Here is a 15,474-nt window from a genome sequence, read left to right as displayed (position 1 = left end):
CGGAAGTCATGCCTGCCCGGTCGCCTGTTCATGCCGCAGCCCACCCCGGGCATGCAATAATCGTGCGCAGGGTCCCTTGATGGACCAACCGCGTTACCCCACGGAGTCACAATGTCGATTGTCATCCGCGACGTGCGCGAGCACGAGCTCGATTCCGTCCTGGCTTTGAACAACAACGCTGGCCTGGCCATCCTTCCCCTGGATGCGGCCCGCCTGCGCCTGTTCTATGAAACCGCTGAGTATTTCCGCGTCGCCGAGCGCGACGGCAACCTGGCCGGTTTCCTGATCGGCTTCGGCAGCGACAGCCAGCACGACAGCAGCAACTTCGCCTGGTTCAAGCAGCAGCTGGACACCCCGTTCTTCTATATCGACCGCATCGTGGTCGCCAGCCGCCGTCGCGGCGGTGGCGTCGGCCGTGCGTTCTATGCCGATGCGCAGAGCTTCGCCGAGCTGCGCTACCCGCAGATGACCTGCGAGGTCTTCCTCGACCACGGCGCCGACGCCGCCCTGCTCTTCCACGGCAGCTTCGGCTTCCGCGAGCTGGGCCAGAACACCATGGCCCAGGTCGATGTGCGCGCCAGCATGCTGGCCAAGGAACTGTGCAGCTACCCGTGGGTCAAGGAGACCTACGGCGGCAAGCTGCCGGATGTGGCATGGACACGCGCCCGGCAGCTGCCGGCGCAGGCACAGCGGCCGACGGGGACCTGAGCGTGGCGGTGAATTTCGATTACGAACAGGCCGGTGAACTGAAGATCGGCCAGGTGGGCATCGCCAACCTGCGCATCCGTACCCTTGATGTCGAACGCCTGGTGCAGGAAATGCGCGAGCGCGTGACCCGCGCGCCGAAGCTGTTCGGCCGTGCTGCAGTGATCCTCGACTTCGGCGGCCTGAGCCAGGTACCGGACGTGGCCACCGCGCAGGCGCTGGTTGATGGCCTGCGCAGCGCCGGCGTGCTGCCGGTGGCGCTGGCCTATGGCACCAGTGCGGTCGACCTGCTGTCGCAGCAGCTCGGCCTGCCGCTGCTGGCCAAGTTCCGCGCGCAGTACGAGCGTGCCGAGGCCGAGCCGGCCCCGCCCGCACCGGAACCGCGCCGCGTGGCCCGCGCCGAACCGAAGCCGGCTCCCGCCGCGCCGGTGGCCAAGGTCGCCGACGCCGCTGCACCGCAGCCGGGCCGCATGCAGCTGGGCAACGTGCGTTCGGGCCAGCAGCTGTACGCGGAAAACTGCGACCTGACCGTAATGGCCACCGTCGGCGCCGGCGCCGAAGTCATCGCCGATGGCAGCATCCATATCTACGGCACCCTGCGCGGCCGCGCGCTGGCAGGGGCCCAGGGCAACACCGCGGCACGCATCTTCTGCCGTGATTTCCATGCGGAACTGGTCGCCATTGCAGGCCACTACAAGGTGCTGGACGATGTCCCGGACTCCCTGCGCGGCAAGGCCGTGCAGGTGTGGCTGGAACAGGACCAGATCAAGATCGCTGCGCTGGACTGACGCAGCACCCAAACAGAATCATCAGGAGAAGTCCTTTGGCTGAAATCATCGTAGTCACCTCCGGCAAGGGCGGCGTCGGCAAGACCACTTCCAGCGCAAGCCTGGCCTGCGGCCTGGCACGGCGCGGCAAGAAGGTGGCGGTGATCGACTTCGACGTCGGCCTGCGCAACCTCGATCTGATCATGGGCTGCGAACGCCGCGTGGTGTACGACTTCGTCAACGTCGTGCACGGCGAAGCCACCCTCAAGCAGGCCCTGATCAAGGACAAGCGCTTCGAGAACCTGTACGTGCTGGCCGCCTCGCAGACCCGCGACAAGGACGCACTGACCCAGGAAGGCGTGGGCAAGGTCCTGAAGGACCTGGCCGCCGACGGCTTCGACTACATCATCTGCGACTCCCCGGCCGGCATCGAGAAGGGTGCCTTCCTGGCGATGTACTTCGCCGACCGTGCCGTGGTGGTGGTGAACCCGGAAGTGTCGTCGGTACGCGACTCGGACCGCATCATCGGCCTGCTCGACTCGAAGACCCACAAGGCCGAATCCGGCCAGGACGTGCCGGCCTTCCTGCTGCTCACCCGCTACACCCCGCTGCGCGTGGAAAGCGGCGAGATGCTGAGCATCGCCGACGTTGAGGAAGTGCTGGGCCTGAAGGCGATCGGCGTGATCCCCGAGTCCGGTGACGTGCTCAATGCCTCCAACAAGGGCGAGCCGGTGATCCTGGATACCGAGTCCGCTGCCGGCCAGGCCTACGACGACGCCGTCGCGCGCATCCTCGGCGAAGAACGCCCGATGCGCTTCACCAACGTCGAGAAGAAGGGCTTCTTCAGCAAGCTGTTCGGAGGGTAAGCATGGGCCTGTTTGATTTCCTCAAAGCGAAGAAGACCACCGCCGAAACCGCCAAGAACCGCCTGCAGATCATCATCGCGCAGGAACGCAGCCACCGCGGTGGCCCGGACTACCTGCCGCTGCTGCAGCGCGAGCTGCTGGAAGTGATCAAGAAGTACGTGAACATCGACGTCGATGCGGTGAAGGTCGACCTGGTGAAGGATGGCCAGCACGATGTGCTGGACATCTCCGTGGCGCTGCCTGAAGGCCCGGACAAACCCTGATCCCCCGCCCCGCCCGTGCCTGCATGGGCGGGGCAGCGTGACCCGCATGACCGACACGACAACCGCCGTGGATATCACCTGCGTGGGCGACATCGCCTTCGCCGATGCGCAGTGCCTGCTCGCCGCGCATGGCCTGCGGCTGCACCACGTGGCCGCCGGCGAACCGATTCCCGGCAGCTACTGGGGCGAGCCGGAGGCCGGCATCATCGCCAGCAACGTGTACGTGCGCGACGACACCCCCGTGCACTCGATGCTGCACGAAGCCTGCCACCTGATCGTGCTGCCGCCGGACCGGCGTGCGCAGGTGCATACCGATGCCACCGACTCGGTGGCCGAGGAAGATGCCACCTGCTATCTGCAGATCGTGCTTGCCGGGCAGCTGCCCGGCGTTGGCAGCGAACGCCTGATGGCCGACATGGATGCCTGGGGATATACGTATCGGCTGGGGTCTACCAAGGCGTGGTTCGAGCAGGACGCCGAAGACGCGAAAGCGTGGTTGATCGAACGCGGGTTGCCGGTGGCGTAGAGCATCGGTAGTGCCGGCCGCTGGCCGGCAACCGCATGAACCCGTGCAGCATCACCTGGTTGCCGGCCAGCGGCCGGCACTACCCGATCAGCCCTGGCCTGCCAACGCGCGCAGGGTGATGCCGACGATGTAGGCCAGGTAGGTGCCGGTGGCGTAGCCCATCGTCCCCAGCAGCACGCCGACCGGCGCCAGCGCCGGATGGAACGCTGCGGCCACCACCGGTGCCGAAGCCGGGCCACCGATGTTCGACTGCGAACCGATGGCGAAGTAGAAGAACGGCACCTTCAGCAGCTTGCCCAGGCACCACAACAGCACGATGTGCACGCTGATCCAGATCAGGCCAAGCAGGAACAGCCACGGACGGTCCAGCAGCGCCAGCAGGTCCATCTGCATGCCGATGCAGGCGATCAGGAAATACAGCAGCAGCGACCCCAGCCGCGATGCACCGGCACCTTCCAGCGTGCGTGCACGGGTGAAGCTCAGGCTCAGGCCGAGCGTGGTCGACAGCACCACCACCCAGACGAAGGGGGCGTCCAGGCTGAACTGCGAGGCCCAGCCGACATTGGCCTTGAACCAGGCGGCCAGCGGCGTGCCGATCGCATGCGACAGGCCGACGCCGCCGAATGCCACCGCCACGATCAGCATCAGGTCGGTGAGGCTGGGAATGCGTTCATGCTCGGCCTGGAAGCGCGCGATGCGCTCCTTCAGTTCGTCGATGGCCGAGGTATCGGCGCCACTGCGCGCATCGATCTTCGCCGCGCGGCCGGCCAGGAAGATCAGCGCCGCCATCCACACGTACCCGACGCCGACATCGACCACCGCGAACTGGCCGAAGGTGGTGGCGTTGACGTCGAACACTTCGCGCATCGCCAGCATGTTGGCACCGCCGCCGATCCAGCTGCCAGCCAGCGCCGCCATGCCGGCCCAGGTATCGCCGGCCACGGTTTCCGGATGCAGCGCGCGCATCAGCAGGAACGCCACCACCGCGCCGAGCATGATGCTGGCCGAGGCGCCCAGGTACATCAGCACCAGCTTCGGGCCAAGCCGCAGGATGCCCTTGATGTCCACCGCCAGGGTCAGCAGGATCAACGCCGCCGGCAGCAGGATGTCACGCGCGATCGGGTTGTACAGCTTGGTGTTCTGGCCGTCGATCAGGCCGACGGTGTTGTAGATGCCGGGAATCAGGTAGCACAGCAGCAGTGCCGGCACGAACGTGTAGAAGCGCTTCCACAGCCCCTGCTCACGCGAGGCGGTCCAGAACACGGCGCCGAGGGTGGCGGCGATCAGGCCGAAGACGACGATGTCGTTCTGGATCAAGCGGGCGCTCCTGGTAGTGCCGGCCGCTGGCCGGCAATCCGGTATGGGTGGGAAGCAGCATGTGGCTGCCGACCAACGGTCGGCAGCCACCGGTCAAGCAGAGGGCCAAAACAGAGGCGCCGCCCCGGAGGGCGGCGCCGGCAACACTTACTCGCCGATGTGCTGCTTCAGCCAGGCGTTGACGGTGTCATGCCACAGGATGCTGTTGTTCGGCTTCAGTACCCAGTGGTTCTCGTCCGGGAAGTACAGGAACTTCGATTCGATGCCCTGGCGCTGCGCCGCGGTGAACGCGGCCAGGCCCTGCTCGACCGGAATGCGGAAGTCCTGCTGGCCGTGGATGACCAGGATCGGCTTCTTCCAGTCCGCAACGTGGTTGACCGGGTTGAACTTCTCGTAGTTGGCCGCCTTCTGGTACGGCGTACCGCCCTGCTCCCACTCGGTGAACCACAGCTCTTCGGTGGCGTACCCCATCATGCGCTGGTCGAACACGCCGTCGTGGTTGACCAGGCACTTGAACGGGCCGTTCCAGTTGCCGGCGATCCAGTTGACCATGAAGCCGCCATAGCTGGCGCCGAGGGCGCAGGCCTTGTCACCGTTGAGGAAGCGGTACTTCTTCAGCGCCGCGTCCCAGCCCTTCTGCAGGTCTTCCAGCGGGCGGTCGCCCCAGTGCTGGCTGATCGCATCGGTGAAGGCCTGGCCGTAACCGGTGGAACCGTGGAAGTCGATCATCACCACCGCGTAGCCCTGGCCGGCATAGGTCTGCGGGTTCCAGCGGTAGCTCCAGCCATTGCCGAAGCTGCCCTGCGGGCCGCCGTGGATCAGGAACGCGACCGGGTAGGACTTGCCTTCCTGGTAGTTGTGCGGCTTGACCACGTAGCCGTGCACGGTGTCGTTGTTCCAGCCCTTGAACTCGAACTGTTCGTAGTCGCCGAAGCGCACGTCCTTCAGCACGTCGCCGGCGGCCGGGGTCAGCGCGCGCAGCTCGCCCATCGCCTGGCCGGCGGCCGGCAGCTGGCCGACCAGCACCTGGTCGTTGCTCTTCAGGCTGTTGCGGGTGATCGCCACGCTGTTGCCGGCCACGTCCACCGAGGTGACGCTGCCGTCGCCGATCAGGCGGGTGGCCTTGCCGCTGGCCACGTCGATCTGGAACAGCGGATGCTCACCGAGGTCATCGGCGGTGGTGTAGATGCTGGCGCCATCGGCGGACAGGGTGATGCCACCGGCCGAACGATCCCATTCCGGGGCGATCTCGCGGGCCTTGCCGCTGGCCAGGTCCAGCGCCATCAGGCCGAAGCGGTCGGCTTCGAAGCCCGGACGCTTCATCGCGCGGTAGAACAGGGTCTTGCCGTCGGCGCTGAACACCGGGCCGGCATCCCAGGCCGGGTTGGAGGCGGTCAGGTTGACCGGCGCCTGCTTGCCGGCGGCATCGAAGCGGTACAGGTCGAAGTTGGTCGACCACGGCTCCTGCTTGCCGGCCACGCGGATGCTGGCGACCACGCTGGCGCCATCCGGCGACCACGCGAAGTCATCGTTGCCGCCGAACGGCTTGGACGGCGCATCGCCATCGATGGTCGCGCTCAGCGCCGAGGCCCCCTTGACCGGGCCGGCCTTGGCCGCCGGCAGCGGTGCCACGAACAGCGTATTGCGGCGGCCATCGTTCCAGGTATCCCAGTGGCGCACGAACAGCGAATCCCAGACCTGGCCGCTGGCCTTGGCGTCCTTCTTGTCCTTCAGCTTCTTCTCGGTGCAGGCCAGGTCCGAGGCACAGGCCTGGAATACGCCGGCACTGAACAGCACGCGGTCGTCCTGCGGCGATACGTGGTAGCTGTCGACATCGACCGCGAAATCGGTCAGCTGGCGCGGGGTGCCGCCACTGATCGGCTGTGCGTACAGCTGCTGGCTGCCGTTCTTGGCGCTGAGGAAGTACACGGTCTGGCCATCGGCCGACAGCGAAGCGGAGTTGACGTTCCAGCCGGCCGGGGTGATCTGCTTCGGCGGCGCCGCGTCACGGGTCAGCAGGTTGCGTGCGAACAGCGCGGTGGAGGCCTTGAGGTTGGCATCCACGCTGCGCTTGGCGAACACCACGGTGCCACCGTCAGCGGTCAGCACCGGCGCGGAGACGCGGTCCATGGCCACCATGTCGCGGATTTCCAGGCCACGGGCAGCGGCAACGCTGGGCAGGGCGGCCAGCAGGCTCAGTGGCAACAGGGCATGACGCAGTTTCATCGGGGTCTCCGCAGGACGGCAAAAAAACGATGTTAGGCCCGCACGGCCGGGGCTGCCAAGGCCATCGGTCATGGCTGCGGCCATGCCTTCCGCCAGAAAAGGCAAACCCCGCCCCGATGACTCAGGGCGCCGGTCCGGGGAGCGCATCGCAATGCGCACGGAGGCCGCCGCGCCGCTCGGGAAAGTGCTTTTGGCCCGAAGCGGGGTTTGTGGGGGACACCGGTAGTGCCGGCCGCTGGCCGGCAACCAGGGGTATCGCAGGATTCCGGGATTGCCGGCCAGCGGCCGGCACCACCCATCAAACCTGGGGTCAGAGCCCTTCCCTGCGGGAAGGGATCCGACCCCGTGCATCACGCCACCGCGCGCTTGCCGGTGCGGTAGATCAGCCAGCCGACCAGGAACAGCACGGCCAGGCCGATCCACTGTGCGCCCGGCAGGTGGAACGGCACGGCCAGCACATCGGCGCGGCTGCTGACCACGATCGGGATCGCGATGGCGATGCCCATCAGCGCCTCACCGGTGATCAGGCCGGCGGCGAACAGCACGCCCGGCTTGTGCACGCGGTCACGGCCTTCTTCGTCATCGGCGCGCACCTTGTGGAAGCGCTCGACGAGGTAGGCGATCAGGCCACCGAGGAAGATCGGCACCATCAGCTCCAGCGGCAGGTAGATGCCGATGGCGGCGGCCAGCACCGGCACGCGGAAGCGTGCGTTGCGCGACTTCAGCCAGCTGTCGAAGGCGATGATCGCGGCGCCGACCAGCGCACCGATGCCGATGAAGGTCCACGGCAGTTCGCCACCGAACAGGCCCTTGGCCACCGAGGCCATCAGGTTCGCCTGCGGCGCGGCCAGCGCGTTCGGGTGCAGCTCGGACTTCACGCCGATGCCATAGGCGGTGGCCAGCAGGTTCAGCACCGGGGCCATGATCAGTGCGCACGAGAACGCACCGATGCCCAGCATCAGCTGCTGCTTCCACGGGGTGGCGCCGACGATGTAACCGGCCTTGAGGTCCTGCAGGTTGTCGCCACCGACCGCCGCGGCACAGCACACCACCGCGCCGATCATGATCGCGGCCACCGCACCCAGCGGCGCACCGAAGGCGCCCACCGGCTGCAGGCCATCCTTGCCCAGCAGCACCACCAGCACGGCCGAGGCGAACAGGATGGTGGAGATGGTGATGCCCGAAACCGGGTTGTTGGACGAACCGATCAGGCCGGCCAGGTAGGCCGACACCGAAACGAACAGGAAGCCGGCGACGATCATGATGATGGTCATCGGGATCGACACGTGCCACTGGCCGACGATGGCCTGGTACAGGGCCAGCAACGGCAGCACGAACACCACCAGGGCGACCAGCATCCACTTCATCGGCAGGTCGCGTTCGGTATGCGCCAGCACCGGGCCACCGCTCTTGCGCGCGGCGGCAAAGCCGCTCTTGACGCCATTCAGCAGCGACTTGCGCAGCGAGATCAGGGTCCAGATGCCACCGATCAGCATCGCGCCGACGCCCAGGTAGCGCATCTTCGCGCCCCAGATGGCGAACGCGGCTTCGGTGGACGAGGCAGCGGCGACCGACGCGGCCAGTGCCGGATCGGTGTTCATGAAGAACGCCTGGTAGATCGGGATGGCGATGTGCCAGGTCAGGATCGAGCCGGACACCACCACGATGCCGACGTTGAGGCCGACGATGTAGCCCACGCCGAGCAGTGCCGGCGACAGGTTGGTGCCGATGAAGGCAGTGATCTTGGAGCTGCCGACATAGGCCGAGGTGGCCCAGGCATCGGGAATCAGGCGCATGCCGCTTTCCGCGGCGAGCTTGACGAAGGCACCGATCACCGCCGACAGGCCGAGGATCTTCAGGCCCGGGCCGGGGTTCTCACCCGCCTTGAGCACTTCGGCCGCCGCCTTGCCTTCCGGGAACGGCAGCGGATCCTCGACGATCATCGAGCGGCGCAGCGGCACCGAGAACAGCACGCCGAGCAGACCGCCGAGACCGGCGATGCCCAGCACCCACCAGTACTTGAAGTCCGGCCAGTAGCCCATGATCACCAGCGCGGGGATGGTGAAGATCACGCCGGCGGCGATCGACGAGCCGGCCGAAGCGCCGGTCTGGACGATGTTGTTTTCAAGAATGGAGCCACCGCCCAGCAGGCGCAGCACGCCCATGGAGATCACCGCGGCGGGAATGGCGGTGGCGATGGTCAGGCCTGCGAACAGACCGAGGTAGGCGTTTGCGGCCGACAGCACCACCGCCAGCACGATGGCCAGGGCCACTGCGCGGAAGGTGAGCTGCTTGGGCGCAGCGTCGTGGTTCATGGAAGCCCCTGCTGGCAAAAAATCCCCGTCACGCTAGCGTTCAGGGAGCGGCAAGTCCAGTGCGCATGGTCACCGCCGGCCCTCGCCCACCACCCCGCCCGGCCCGTGCGGCAAGGCCAACCGACCGATCCCGCAAACCCACCCCACCCCCACCGCAAAAAGGGGACGGAGGGGATTAAGTCGTATTTGGCATAAGCGCGGCGATCCCCTCCCGCCCCTTCTATAATCGCGCCCTTTCCGCTGTCCCCGCCGTCGATGACCGCTGCCGTTCCCGCTTCCGACGACTTCCTGGGCCACCCCAAGGGCGTCTACGTCTGCTTCTTCACCGAAATGTGGGAGCGCTTCTCCTTCTACGGCATGAAGGCGCTGCTGCTGCTGTACCTGACCAAGTACCACCTGTTCGGCGACAAGGCCGGCCTGGACCTGCTCGGCGCGTACGGCGGCCTGGTGTACTGCATCCCGGTGTTCGGCGGAATGCTGGCCGATCGCTGGCTGGGCATGCGCCGCGCGGTGCTGTTCGGCGGCATCCTGCTGGTGCTCGGCCACCTCGGCATGGCCTTCGAGGGCCACGCTGCCTACCGGGTGAACGGCGAAGTGGTGCGCGACACCTCGGCACTGGCGGTGACCTACCTGTCGCTGGCGCTGATCATCATGGGCGTCGGCTTCCTCAAGCCGAACATCTCCACCATCGTCGGCAAGCTGTACGCCAAGGACGACCCGCGCCGCGACTCGGGTTTCTCGCTGTTCTACGCCGGCATCAATCTCGGCGCGCTGTTCTCGTCGCTGGTGTGCGGCTTCCTCGGCGAGGCCTACGGCTGGAAGTACGGCTTCGGCGCGGCCGGCATCGGCATGCTGGCCGGTCTGGCGATGTTCCTGTGGGGCCAGAAGTACCTGCAGGGCCATGCCGAGCCGCCGCAGCCGGCAGCGCTGAAGCAGAAGGTGCTGGGCCTGCCCCGCGAATGGCTCATCTATCTGTGCGCGGTGCTCGCTGTGCTGCCGGTGGCCTGGCTGATGTGGGCTGCCGGCAACGGTGCGTTCGCGCTGGGCGGCGAAATCAGCCTGGCGCTGATGCTGATGCTGGTGGTGCTGGGCGGCGTGCTGGTCTGGTTCGCCTGGTTCACCGGCAGCAGGTGCACGCCGGTGCAGCGCCAGCAGATGATCGCGCTGATGGTGCTGATCTTCCTGGCGCTGGTGTTCTTCACCCTGTACGAGCAGTCCTATGGCTCGTGGGTGACCTTCACCGACCGCCTGCTGACCAAGGACATCGTGCCGGCGCTGGTGGTCACCGGCGGCACGCCGCTGCCGTGGTCGATCGTCTCGCTGCTGCTGGCTCCGCTCGGCTTCGTGGTCAGCGCGCGCTTGTCCGAACGGCGCCCGGATTCGGCCGCGCCGCGTGCCTTCTTCGCCGCCATCGTGCTGCTGATGCTGGTCCTGCTGGTGCGCGACTGCCTGGTGATTCCGCAGACCGCCGGCTCGCTGACCTACCTCGGCGGGCTGTTCCTGGTCCTGCTGGCACCGGCCTTCGCCGCGCTGTGGACGTGGATGGATCGCCGCGGCTGGGAGCCGGGCAAGCCGGTGAAGTCGGCCTGGGGCCTGGTCATCGGCGCATTGTCGTTCGTGCCGTTGGCGCTCGCCGCGCAGCAGGTCGGCGCCACCGGAGAAATGGCCAGCGTGTGGTGGCTGGTGCTCGCCTACTTCCTGCTGGCCAGCGGTGAAATGTGCCTGTCACCGGTCGGCCTGTCGGCGGTGACCCAGCTGGCGGTGCCGCGGGTGATGAGCCTGATGATGGGCACCTGGTTCCTGGCCACCGCCTTCTCGGAAACGCTGGCGGCGCTGTTCGGCAAGCTGGCCGCGATCGAGGTTCCGGAGGGCGAGGCGCTGGACATGGCCGCGGCCGCGGGTGCGTACGCGCACCTGTTCTGGCTGCTGATGTGGATCGGTCTGGGATGTGCGCTGCTGGCCTTCATCGCGGCGCCGCTGCTGAAGCGGATGATGCACGGGGTGAAGTAAGCCGCCGGGCACCGGTCAACCCACGGCGGCGGATCCCGTATCCGCCGCCGCGTTGCATCACGGCGCCTTGCCCTTGCCGGCGACGGGCTCGATGGCCGCGGTCCTGCCGCCCAGGCTGCGGGCCAGGAAGGCCAGCAGCCTGCCGTAGTACTCGCTGCGATGGGCTTCGGTGTAGAAACCGTGGCCTTCGGTCTTGTAGTACAGGCTTTCCACCGGTGTGCCGGCGCGCTTGAGCGCCGCTTCCATGCGCTCGGTATGCTGGATCGGCGCGCGGCGGTCTTCGCCACCGGCGGCGAGGAACACCGGCACCTTGATCCGCGCGGCCAGGTTCACCGGCGAGACCGCGCCCAGCGTGGCCGGATCACCGAGCCATTCGCGCAGGTAGCTCAGCCCCGAATCGCGGTCCTGGACGTCACCCCGGGTGTACATCATCGGCAAGTCGTAGACGCCGACATATCCGGCCGCGCACTGGTACAGACCCGGCTCGCGGGCGGCCCCCATCATCGCCGAGTAGGCACCATAGCTGGCGCCATAGATACACATGCGCCGCTCATCGGCGATGCCTTCGCTGATCGCCCAGCGCGTGGCATCGGTGACATCGTCCTGCATCGCGACTCCCCATTGCTGGGCACCGGCCTGTGCGTGGGCGCGACCGTAATTGCCGGAACCGCGGAAATTGACCTGCAGCACGGCGTAGCCCGCGGCGGCCAGCAACTGTGTCTCACGGCTGTACTGACCGGAATCGAAGACGTCGAACGGCCCGCCATGCGGCATCACCACCATGGGCAGGTTGCGCCCGTCGCTGGCGGCAGGCAGGGTCAGGAAGCCATGCAGCTGCAGCCCGTCGCGCGCCTTCAGCGTGATCGGCCGTACGCTGGCGCTGCGATCCACGCTGATCCATTCGCTGCGGCTGATCAGGTGCTCGGCCTTGCGCGCCACCGTGTCATACACGTAGAAATCGCCAGGATTCACGCCCGACCAGGCTTCAACCAGCACGAGGCGGCCATCGCGGGTGCTGGAGGTGATGTAGACCGGTCCGCCCAGGGCCGCCTCCAGGCTGCGGTACAGGCGTGCGTCAGCCGAGCCTTCATCGAAGAAGCGGGTCCGTGGCGTGTCCCCCAGGTACAGCGCGCCCACCGGCTCGCGGCTGCCCGGGCGATGGATGATCCGGTACGGATCGACCACCTCGTCACGCAGTACGGTACGCCGTTCGCTGGTCTGCGGGTTCCAGCTGACGATGGCATCGGGCCCCTGCGCCTGCTGTACCTGCAGGTAGGCCAGGTTGCCGTCCGCGGCGAACCCCACCGCGGTCTCGATGCGCTTGCTCACCTGCTCATCGTTGACCAGCTTCCAGCTCTCGCCCTTGCGCTCGCGGTAGTACAGCTTGTTGATGTTGTCGCTGCCGGCGCCGTGCACGAAACGCACTTCACCCTGCGCGTCAGTGGTGAACTCGCCACGCCGGACCGGCGACCCGACCACCCGCCAGCGTCGCCCGCTGGTGACATCCATGCGCTCGACGCGGGTGTACGGATCCTCCGAGAATGGCCAGACCGTCACCAGCACCTCGCGTTCGTCGCCGGGCAGGTCATCGGCCAGGAACGCAGCCACCGCCTCCACCTTCTTCGGCTGGATGCGGGTTCCCGGGCCATTGCCCTCCACCCGATACCCCACCAGCAGTTCACCGCGGCCGCCGTTGGCATCGATCGCGTAGAGCTCGCCGGTAAGCTGGGGCTGGTCCAGCGAGCCCCACTTCTGGGCCAGGCCGATCAGCAGGCGCTCGTTGCTGACCCAGTCGAATGCATGCGCGTGGTTGCGCCGGGGAGGCCGGAAGCTGCCGACCATCTGCTTGTCCTTCAGCCGCAGCACCGCGATGGCGGTGAAGTCCTCCATCGGCACGGTCGCCGCCACGTATTCGCCTGAGGGTGAAATCTTGATATCGGTGAAGGTCTCGCGACGCAGGTACTGCGTCAGGTCCACTTCACCCGCGCTGGCTGTGGCAACGCCCCCGAAGACGGCCAGCACGGCCGCCAGAATCATCCTCCGCATCCTTCCCCCGATTCGCACGGACACCCTGTCCTGGCCGCCGATTCTAGGCAGGCCGCGCGCCGCCCGCCAGCGCCGGAAAAAACGACGGCACCGTTGCCGGTGCCGTCGTTACCACTACCTTGGAGAGAGAGTCAGGACGTGGGTTCGGGGGGCGTGAGCCGGGTCAGTGGACCCCGCGCACCGCCAACATGAGGGCCAGGATGCTGAGGATCACGGCGATGGTGCCGTCGAGCACACGCCAGGTGCTGGGCTTGGTGAACAGCGGCGCCAGCAGGCGCGCACCGAGCCCCTGCGCGGTCAGCCACAGGCAGCTGGCGGTAACCACGCCGGCCGCGAAGGCCATGCGCGCGTTGCCGAAGTTCTCGGCGATCGAACCGATCACCATCATGTCCAGCCAGAAGTGCGGGTTGATCAGCGAGAAGCCGACCGCGGCCATCAGCACCGCACGGCGGCTGCCGTCATCGCTGTCGGCCTCGCCCATGCCACCGCCACCGGCAATCGCGCGGCGTGCCGACTTCATCGCATACCAGGCCAGGAAGGCGACGCCGGTCCACAGCACGGCCGTGGTCAGCCACGGCAGCGCCGACGTGAGCGTGCGCAGGCCGGCCACGCTGGCGAAGATGAAGATCGCATCGATGGCCGCACAGGTGGCCACCACCGGCACGATGTGCTTGCGCAGGATGCCCTGGCGCAGAATGAAGGCGCTCTGGGCCCCGACCACGGCGAACAGGCCGATGCCGGTAGCTGCACCAGAGAACCAGGCACCGAGGCCGGTGCTGGCGGAGATGACCGAGAACATGGGATTCACTGCCTTGTCTTGCTGGGGGGACGGTGCCTCGCGAAGGCGGACAGCACCGGAACGAGCGCCATTGTCGCGCCGCAACATGAAAAAGACGAGCTAAACTTCCTAAACCAACATTAGCGGAACTTAATTCGATGCGTATCGACCATGCCCAGCTGCGCGCCCTGGCGGCGGTGATCCGCGAAGGCAGCTTCGACCGCGCCGCGCAATCGCTGAATGTCACCCCTTCGGCCATCTCGCAGCGGGTCAAGGCGCTGGAGGACCGGGTCGGCCGCCTGCTGGTCAAGCGCGGCACGCCGGCCACGGCCACCGCCGAGGGCCAGGTGCTGGTGCAGCTGGCCGAGCAGACCGCGCTGCTCGAGCACGACGCACTGCACCGGATGGGCCTGGCCGACGAAGACCTGCCGCAGGCCAGCATCCCGGTCGCGGTGAACCACGACAGCCTGGAAACATGGTTTCCGCAGGCCGCCTCGCAGTTCGCGCAGAGCACCGGCACCACCCTGGACCTGCGCGTGGAGGACCAGGACCACACCGTGGAACTGCTGCGCCAGGGCACGGTGCTGGGCGCGGTGACCACGCTGGACGAGCCGGTGCAGGGCTGCCAGATCCATGCACTGGGCAGCATCCGCTACGCGGCGACCTGCACGCCCGAGTTCCGCGAACGCCATTTTGCCAAGGGCGTGACCGCGCAGGCGCTGGCGCAGGCCCCCGTGCTGGTGTTCAACCGCAAGGACGAGATGCAGTCGCGCTTCGCCCGGCGCATGGCCGGCGACGACCTGCCCAGCACCGCACCGACCTGGTGGATTCCGTCCACCCGCGCCTTCGTGCAGGCCAACCTGGGCGGCATGGGCTGGACCATGAACCCGTTGCCGCTGGTCAAGCGCCACCTGGACGCCGGCCGCCTGGTCTACGTACGGCAGCGCGCCTGGGAGGATGTACCGCTGTACTGGCAGCACTGGAAGGGCGACGTGCAGACGATGGCCCTGTTGACCCGCGCGGTACTGGACGCCTCCTCGTCGCTGGTGCGGCGCAAACGCTGAGCCGCAAGCGGTGCAGATAACGACTTAATCCCCTCCGTCCCCTTTTTTCGGGATACTGGGTGGCCAATGACTGCAAGGATGTCCCGCATGCCCGTAGCCGTTCGCGATGCCCGCCCCGCCGATGCCGAGGCCTGCATCGACCTGCGCGGGCGTACCCGCGAGAATGCCTTCAGCGCCGCGCAGCTGGCGGAGCTGGGCATCACCGGGGAAAGCTGGGCGGCCGGCATTGCCCAGGGGGATTCGATCGGCCGCATCGCCTGGGAAGGCGAGCGCATGGTGGGGTACTGCTTCGCCGACCGCGACAGCGGCGAAGTACTGGTGCTGGCCCTGCTGCCGGACTACGAAGGCCGCGGCATCGGCCGCCAGCTGCTGCAGGAAGTGGTCAGCCTGACCCGCGATGCCGGCCACCAGCGCCTGTTCCTGGCCTGCTCGGCCGATCCCCGCTCGCGTTCGCATGGCTTCTACCGGCGCCTGGGCTGGCGCCCGACCGGTGAGATCGACCCGGCCGGTGACGAGATCCTTGAACTGGTCTGATTGAAGGCGGCGCCGGGCGCATTCGCCTGGCGTTCCCCGCAGCGGCGGTGGCCGGGC

13 protein-coding genes are annotated in these 15,474 nt (G+C 67.4%); 8 read left to right on the top strand and 5 right to left on the bottom strand.

Translation table 11 applies throughout. The annotated features are described in order from the left end of the window. Nucleotides 1–111: 111 nt before the first annotated feature. From Q0P60_RS01230 to Q0P60_RS01210, 5 genes are read left to right on the top strand one after another with little or no spacing between them, the layout of a single operon-like run. A complete protein-coding gene (locus Q0P60_RS01230) occupies nt 112–708 on the top strand; it encodes a GNAT family N-acetyltransferase (RefSeq protein WP_294987437.1) in 597 nt (198 codons plus the stop codon). Continuing rightward, on the top strand, nt 654–1,493 hold the full coding sequence (minC, locus tag Q0P60_RS01225) for a septum site-determining protein MinC (RefSeq protein ID WP_294987436.1): 840 nt from the start codon (nt 654–656) through the stop codon (nt 1,491–1,493). Before Q0P60_RS01230 ends, minC begins: the two co-directional genes overlap by 55 nt. Before the next feature lie 35 nt (nt 1,494–1,528). After that, the gene (minD, locus tag Q0P60_RS01220; RefSeq protein ID WP_294987435.1) at nt 1,529–2,338 is read left to right on the top strand and encodes a septum site-determining protein MinD; all 810 of its coding nucleotides are present in this window, start codon (nt 1,529–1,531) and stop codon (nt 2,336–2,338) included. Between the two features lie 2 nt (nt 2,339–2,340). Beyond that, nucleotides 2,341–2,601, top strand: a complete 261-nt coding sequence (gene minE / locus Q0P60_RS01215; RefSeq protein ID WP_005408532.1) for a cell division topological specificity factor MinE — start codon at nt 2,341–2,343, stop codon at nt 2,599–2,601. A 46-nt stretch (nt 2,602–2,647) separates the two neighbouring features. After that, nucleotides 2,648–3,127, top strand: a complete 480-nt coding sequence (locus Q0P60_RS01210) for a hypothetical protein (RefSeq protein WP_294987434.1) — start codon at nt 2,648–2,650, stop codon at nt 3,125–3,127. Between the two features lie 87 nt (nt 3,128–3,214). Here Q0P60_RS01210 and Q0P60_RS01205 read toward each other — a convergent pair whose 3' ends face one another. From Q0P60_RS01205 to Q0P60_RS01195, 3 genes are all read right to left on the bottom strand, one after another. Continuing rightward, nucleotides 3,215–4,444 carry a DUF819 family protein gene (locus Q0P60_RS01205; protein WP_294987432.1) on the bottom strand — a complete coding sequence of 410 codons (1,230 nt, stop codon included), beginning with the start codon at nt 4,442–4,444 and terminating at the stop codon, nt 3,215–3,217. 147 nt (nt 4,445–4,591) lie between these two features. After that, on the bottom strand, nt 4,592–6,670 hold the full coding sequence (locus tag Q0P60_RS01200; RefSeq protein ID WP_294987430.1) for a S9 family peptidase: 2,079 nt from the start codon (nt 6,668–6,670) through the stop codon (nt 4,592–4,594). Nucleotides 6,671–7,020: 350 nt separating this feature from the next. Next, complete coding sequence (locus tag Q0P60_RS01195) at nt 7,021–8,985, bottom strand: oligopeptide transporter, OPT family (RefSeq protein WP_294987428.1); 1,965 nt, start codon at nt 8,983–8,985, stop codon at nt 7,021–7,023. Between the two features lie 255 nt (nt 8,986–9,240). Here Q0P60_RS01195 and Q0P60_RS01190 point away from each other — a divergent pair, with 255 nt between their 5' ends. Beyond that, a complete protein-coding gene (locus tag Q0P60_RS01190) occupies nt 9,241–10,995 on the top strand; it encodes an oligopeptide:H+ symporter (protein WP_294987426.1) in 1,755 nt (584 codons plus the stop codon). Between the two features lie 57 nt (nt 10,996–11,052). Here Q0P60_RS01190 and Q0P60_RS01185 read toward each other — a convergent pair whose 3' ends face one another. After that, the gene (locus tag Q0P60_RS01185; RefSeq protein ID WP_294987424.1) at nt 11,053–13,041 is read right to left on the bottom strand and encodes a S9 family peptidase; all 1,989 of its coding nucleotides are present in this window, start codon (nt 13,039–13,041) and stop codon (nt 11,053–11,055) included. A 163-nt stretch (nt 13,042–13,204) separates the two neighbouring features. After that, nucleotides 13,205–13,840, bottom strand: a complete 636-nt coding sequence (locus Q0P60_RS01180) for a LysE family transporter (RefSeq protein WP_005415673.1) — start codon at nt 13,838–13,840, stop codon at nt 13,205–13,207. Nucleotides 13,841–13,977: 137 nt separating this feature from the next. Between Q0P60_RS01180 and Q0P60_RS01175 the strand changes: the two genes are divergently transcribed. Together Q0P60_RS01175 and Q0P60_RS01170 are read left to right on the top strand one after the other, a co-directional pair. Beyond that, nucleotides 13,978–14,883, top strand: coding sequence for a LysR family transcriptional regulator ArgP (locus tag Q0P60_RS01175; protein ID WP_294987422.1), 906 nt, complete (start codon nt 13,978–13,980; stop codon nt 14,881–14,883). An 87-nt stretch (nt 14,884–14,970) separates the two neighbouring features. After that, nucleotides 14,971–15,417, top strand: a complete 447-nt coding sequence (locus tag Q0P60_RS01170) for a GNAT family N-acetyltransferase (RefSeq protein WP_294987420.1) — start codon at nt 14,971–14,973, stop codon at nt 15,415–15,417. Nucleotides 15,418–15,474: the final 57 nt, after the last annotated feature.

This window comes from uncultured Stenotrophomonas sp., from assembly GCF_945952405.1.
GTDB lineage: Bacteria > Pseudomonadota > Gammaproteobacteria > Xanthomonadales > Xanthomonadaceae > Stenotrophomonas.
Note: the sequence above shows the minus strand (reverse complement) of the source record. Positions and strands in the feature narration are given on the sequence as shown.

Bases quoted from the DNA above. Each gene is read 5' to 3' on its own strand.
- Q0P60_RS01210 (WP_294987434.1), top strand. From the start codon at position 2,648: ATGACCGACACGACAACCGCCGTGGATATCACCTGCGTGGGCGACATC.
- minE (WP_005408532.1), top strand. From the start codon at position 2,341: ATGGGCCTGTTTGATTTCCTCAAAGCGAAGAAGACCACCGCCGAAACC.
- Q0P60_RS01195 (WP_294987428.1), bottom strand. From the start codon at position 8,985: ATGAACCACGACGCTGCGCCCAAGCAGCTCACCTTCCGCGCAGTGGCC.
- Q0P60_RS01190 (WP_294987426.1), top strand. From the start codon at position 9,241: ATGACCGCTGCCGTTCCCGCTTCCGACGACTTCCTGGGCCACCCCAAG.
- Q0P60_RS01230 (WP_294987437.1), top strand. From the start codon at position 112: ATGTCGATTGTCATCCGCGACGTGCGCGAGCACGAGCTCGATTCCGTC.
- Q0P60_RS01175 (WP_294987422.1), top strand. From the start codon at position 13,978: ATGCGTATCGACCATGCCCAGCTGCGCGCCCTGGCGGCGGTGATCCGC.
- Q0P60_RS01185 (WP_294987424.1), bottom strand. From the start codon at position 13,041: ATGCGGAGGATGATTCTGGCGGCCGTGCTGGCCGTCTTCGGGGGCGTT.
- minC (WP_294987436.1), top strand. From the start codon at position 654: ATGGACACGCGCCCGGCAGCTGCCGGCGCAGGCACAGCGGCCGACGGG.
- Q0P60_RS01170 (WP_294987420.1), top strand. From the start codon at position 14,971: ATGCCCGTAGCCGTTCGCGATGCCCGCCCCGCCGATGCCGAGGCCTGC.
- Q0P60_RS01200 (WP_294987430.1), bottom strand. From the start codon at position 6,670: ATGAAACTGCGTCATGCCCTGTTGCCACTGAGCCTGCTGGCCGCCCTG.
- Q0P60_RS01180 (WP_005415673.1), bottom strand. From the start codon at position 13,840: ATGTTCTCGGTCATCTCCGCCAGCACCGGCCTCGGTGCCTGGTTCTCT.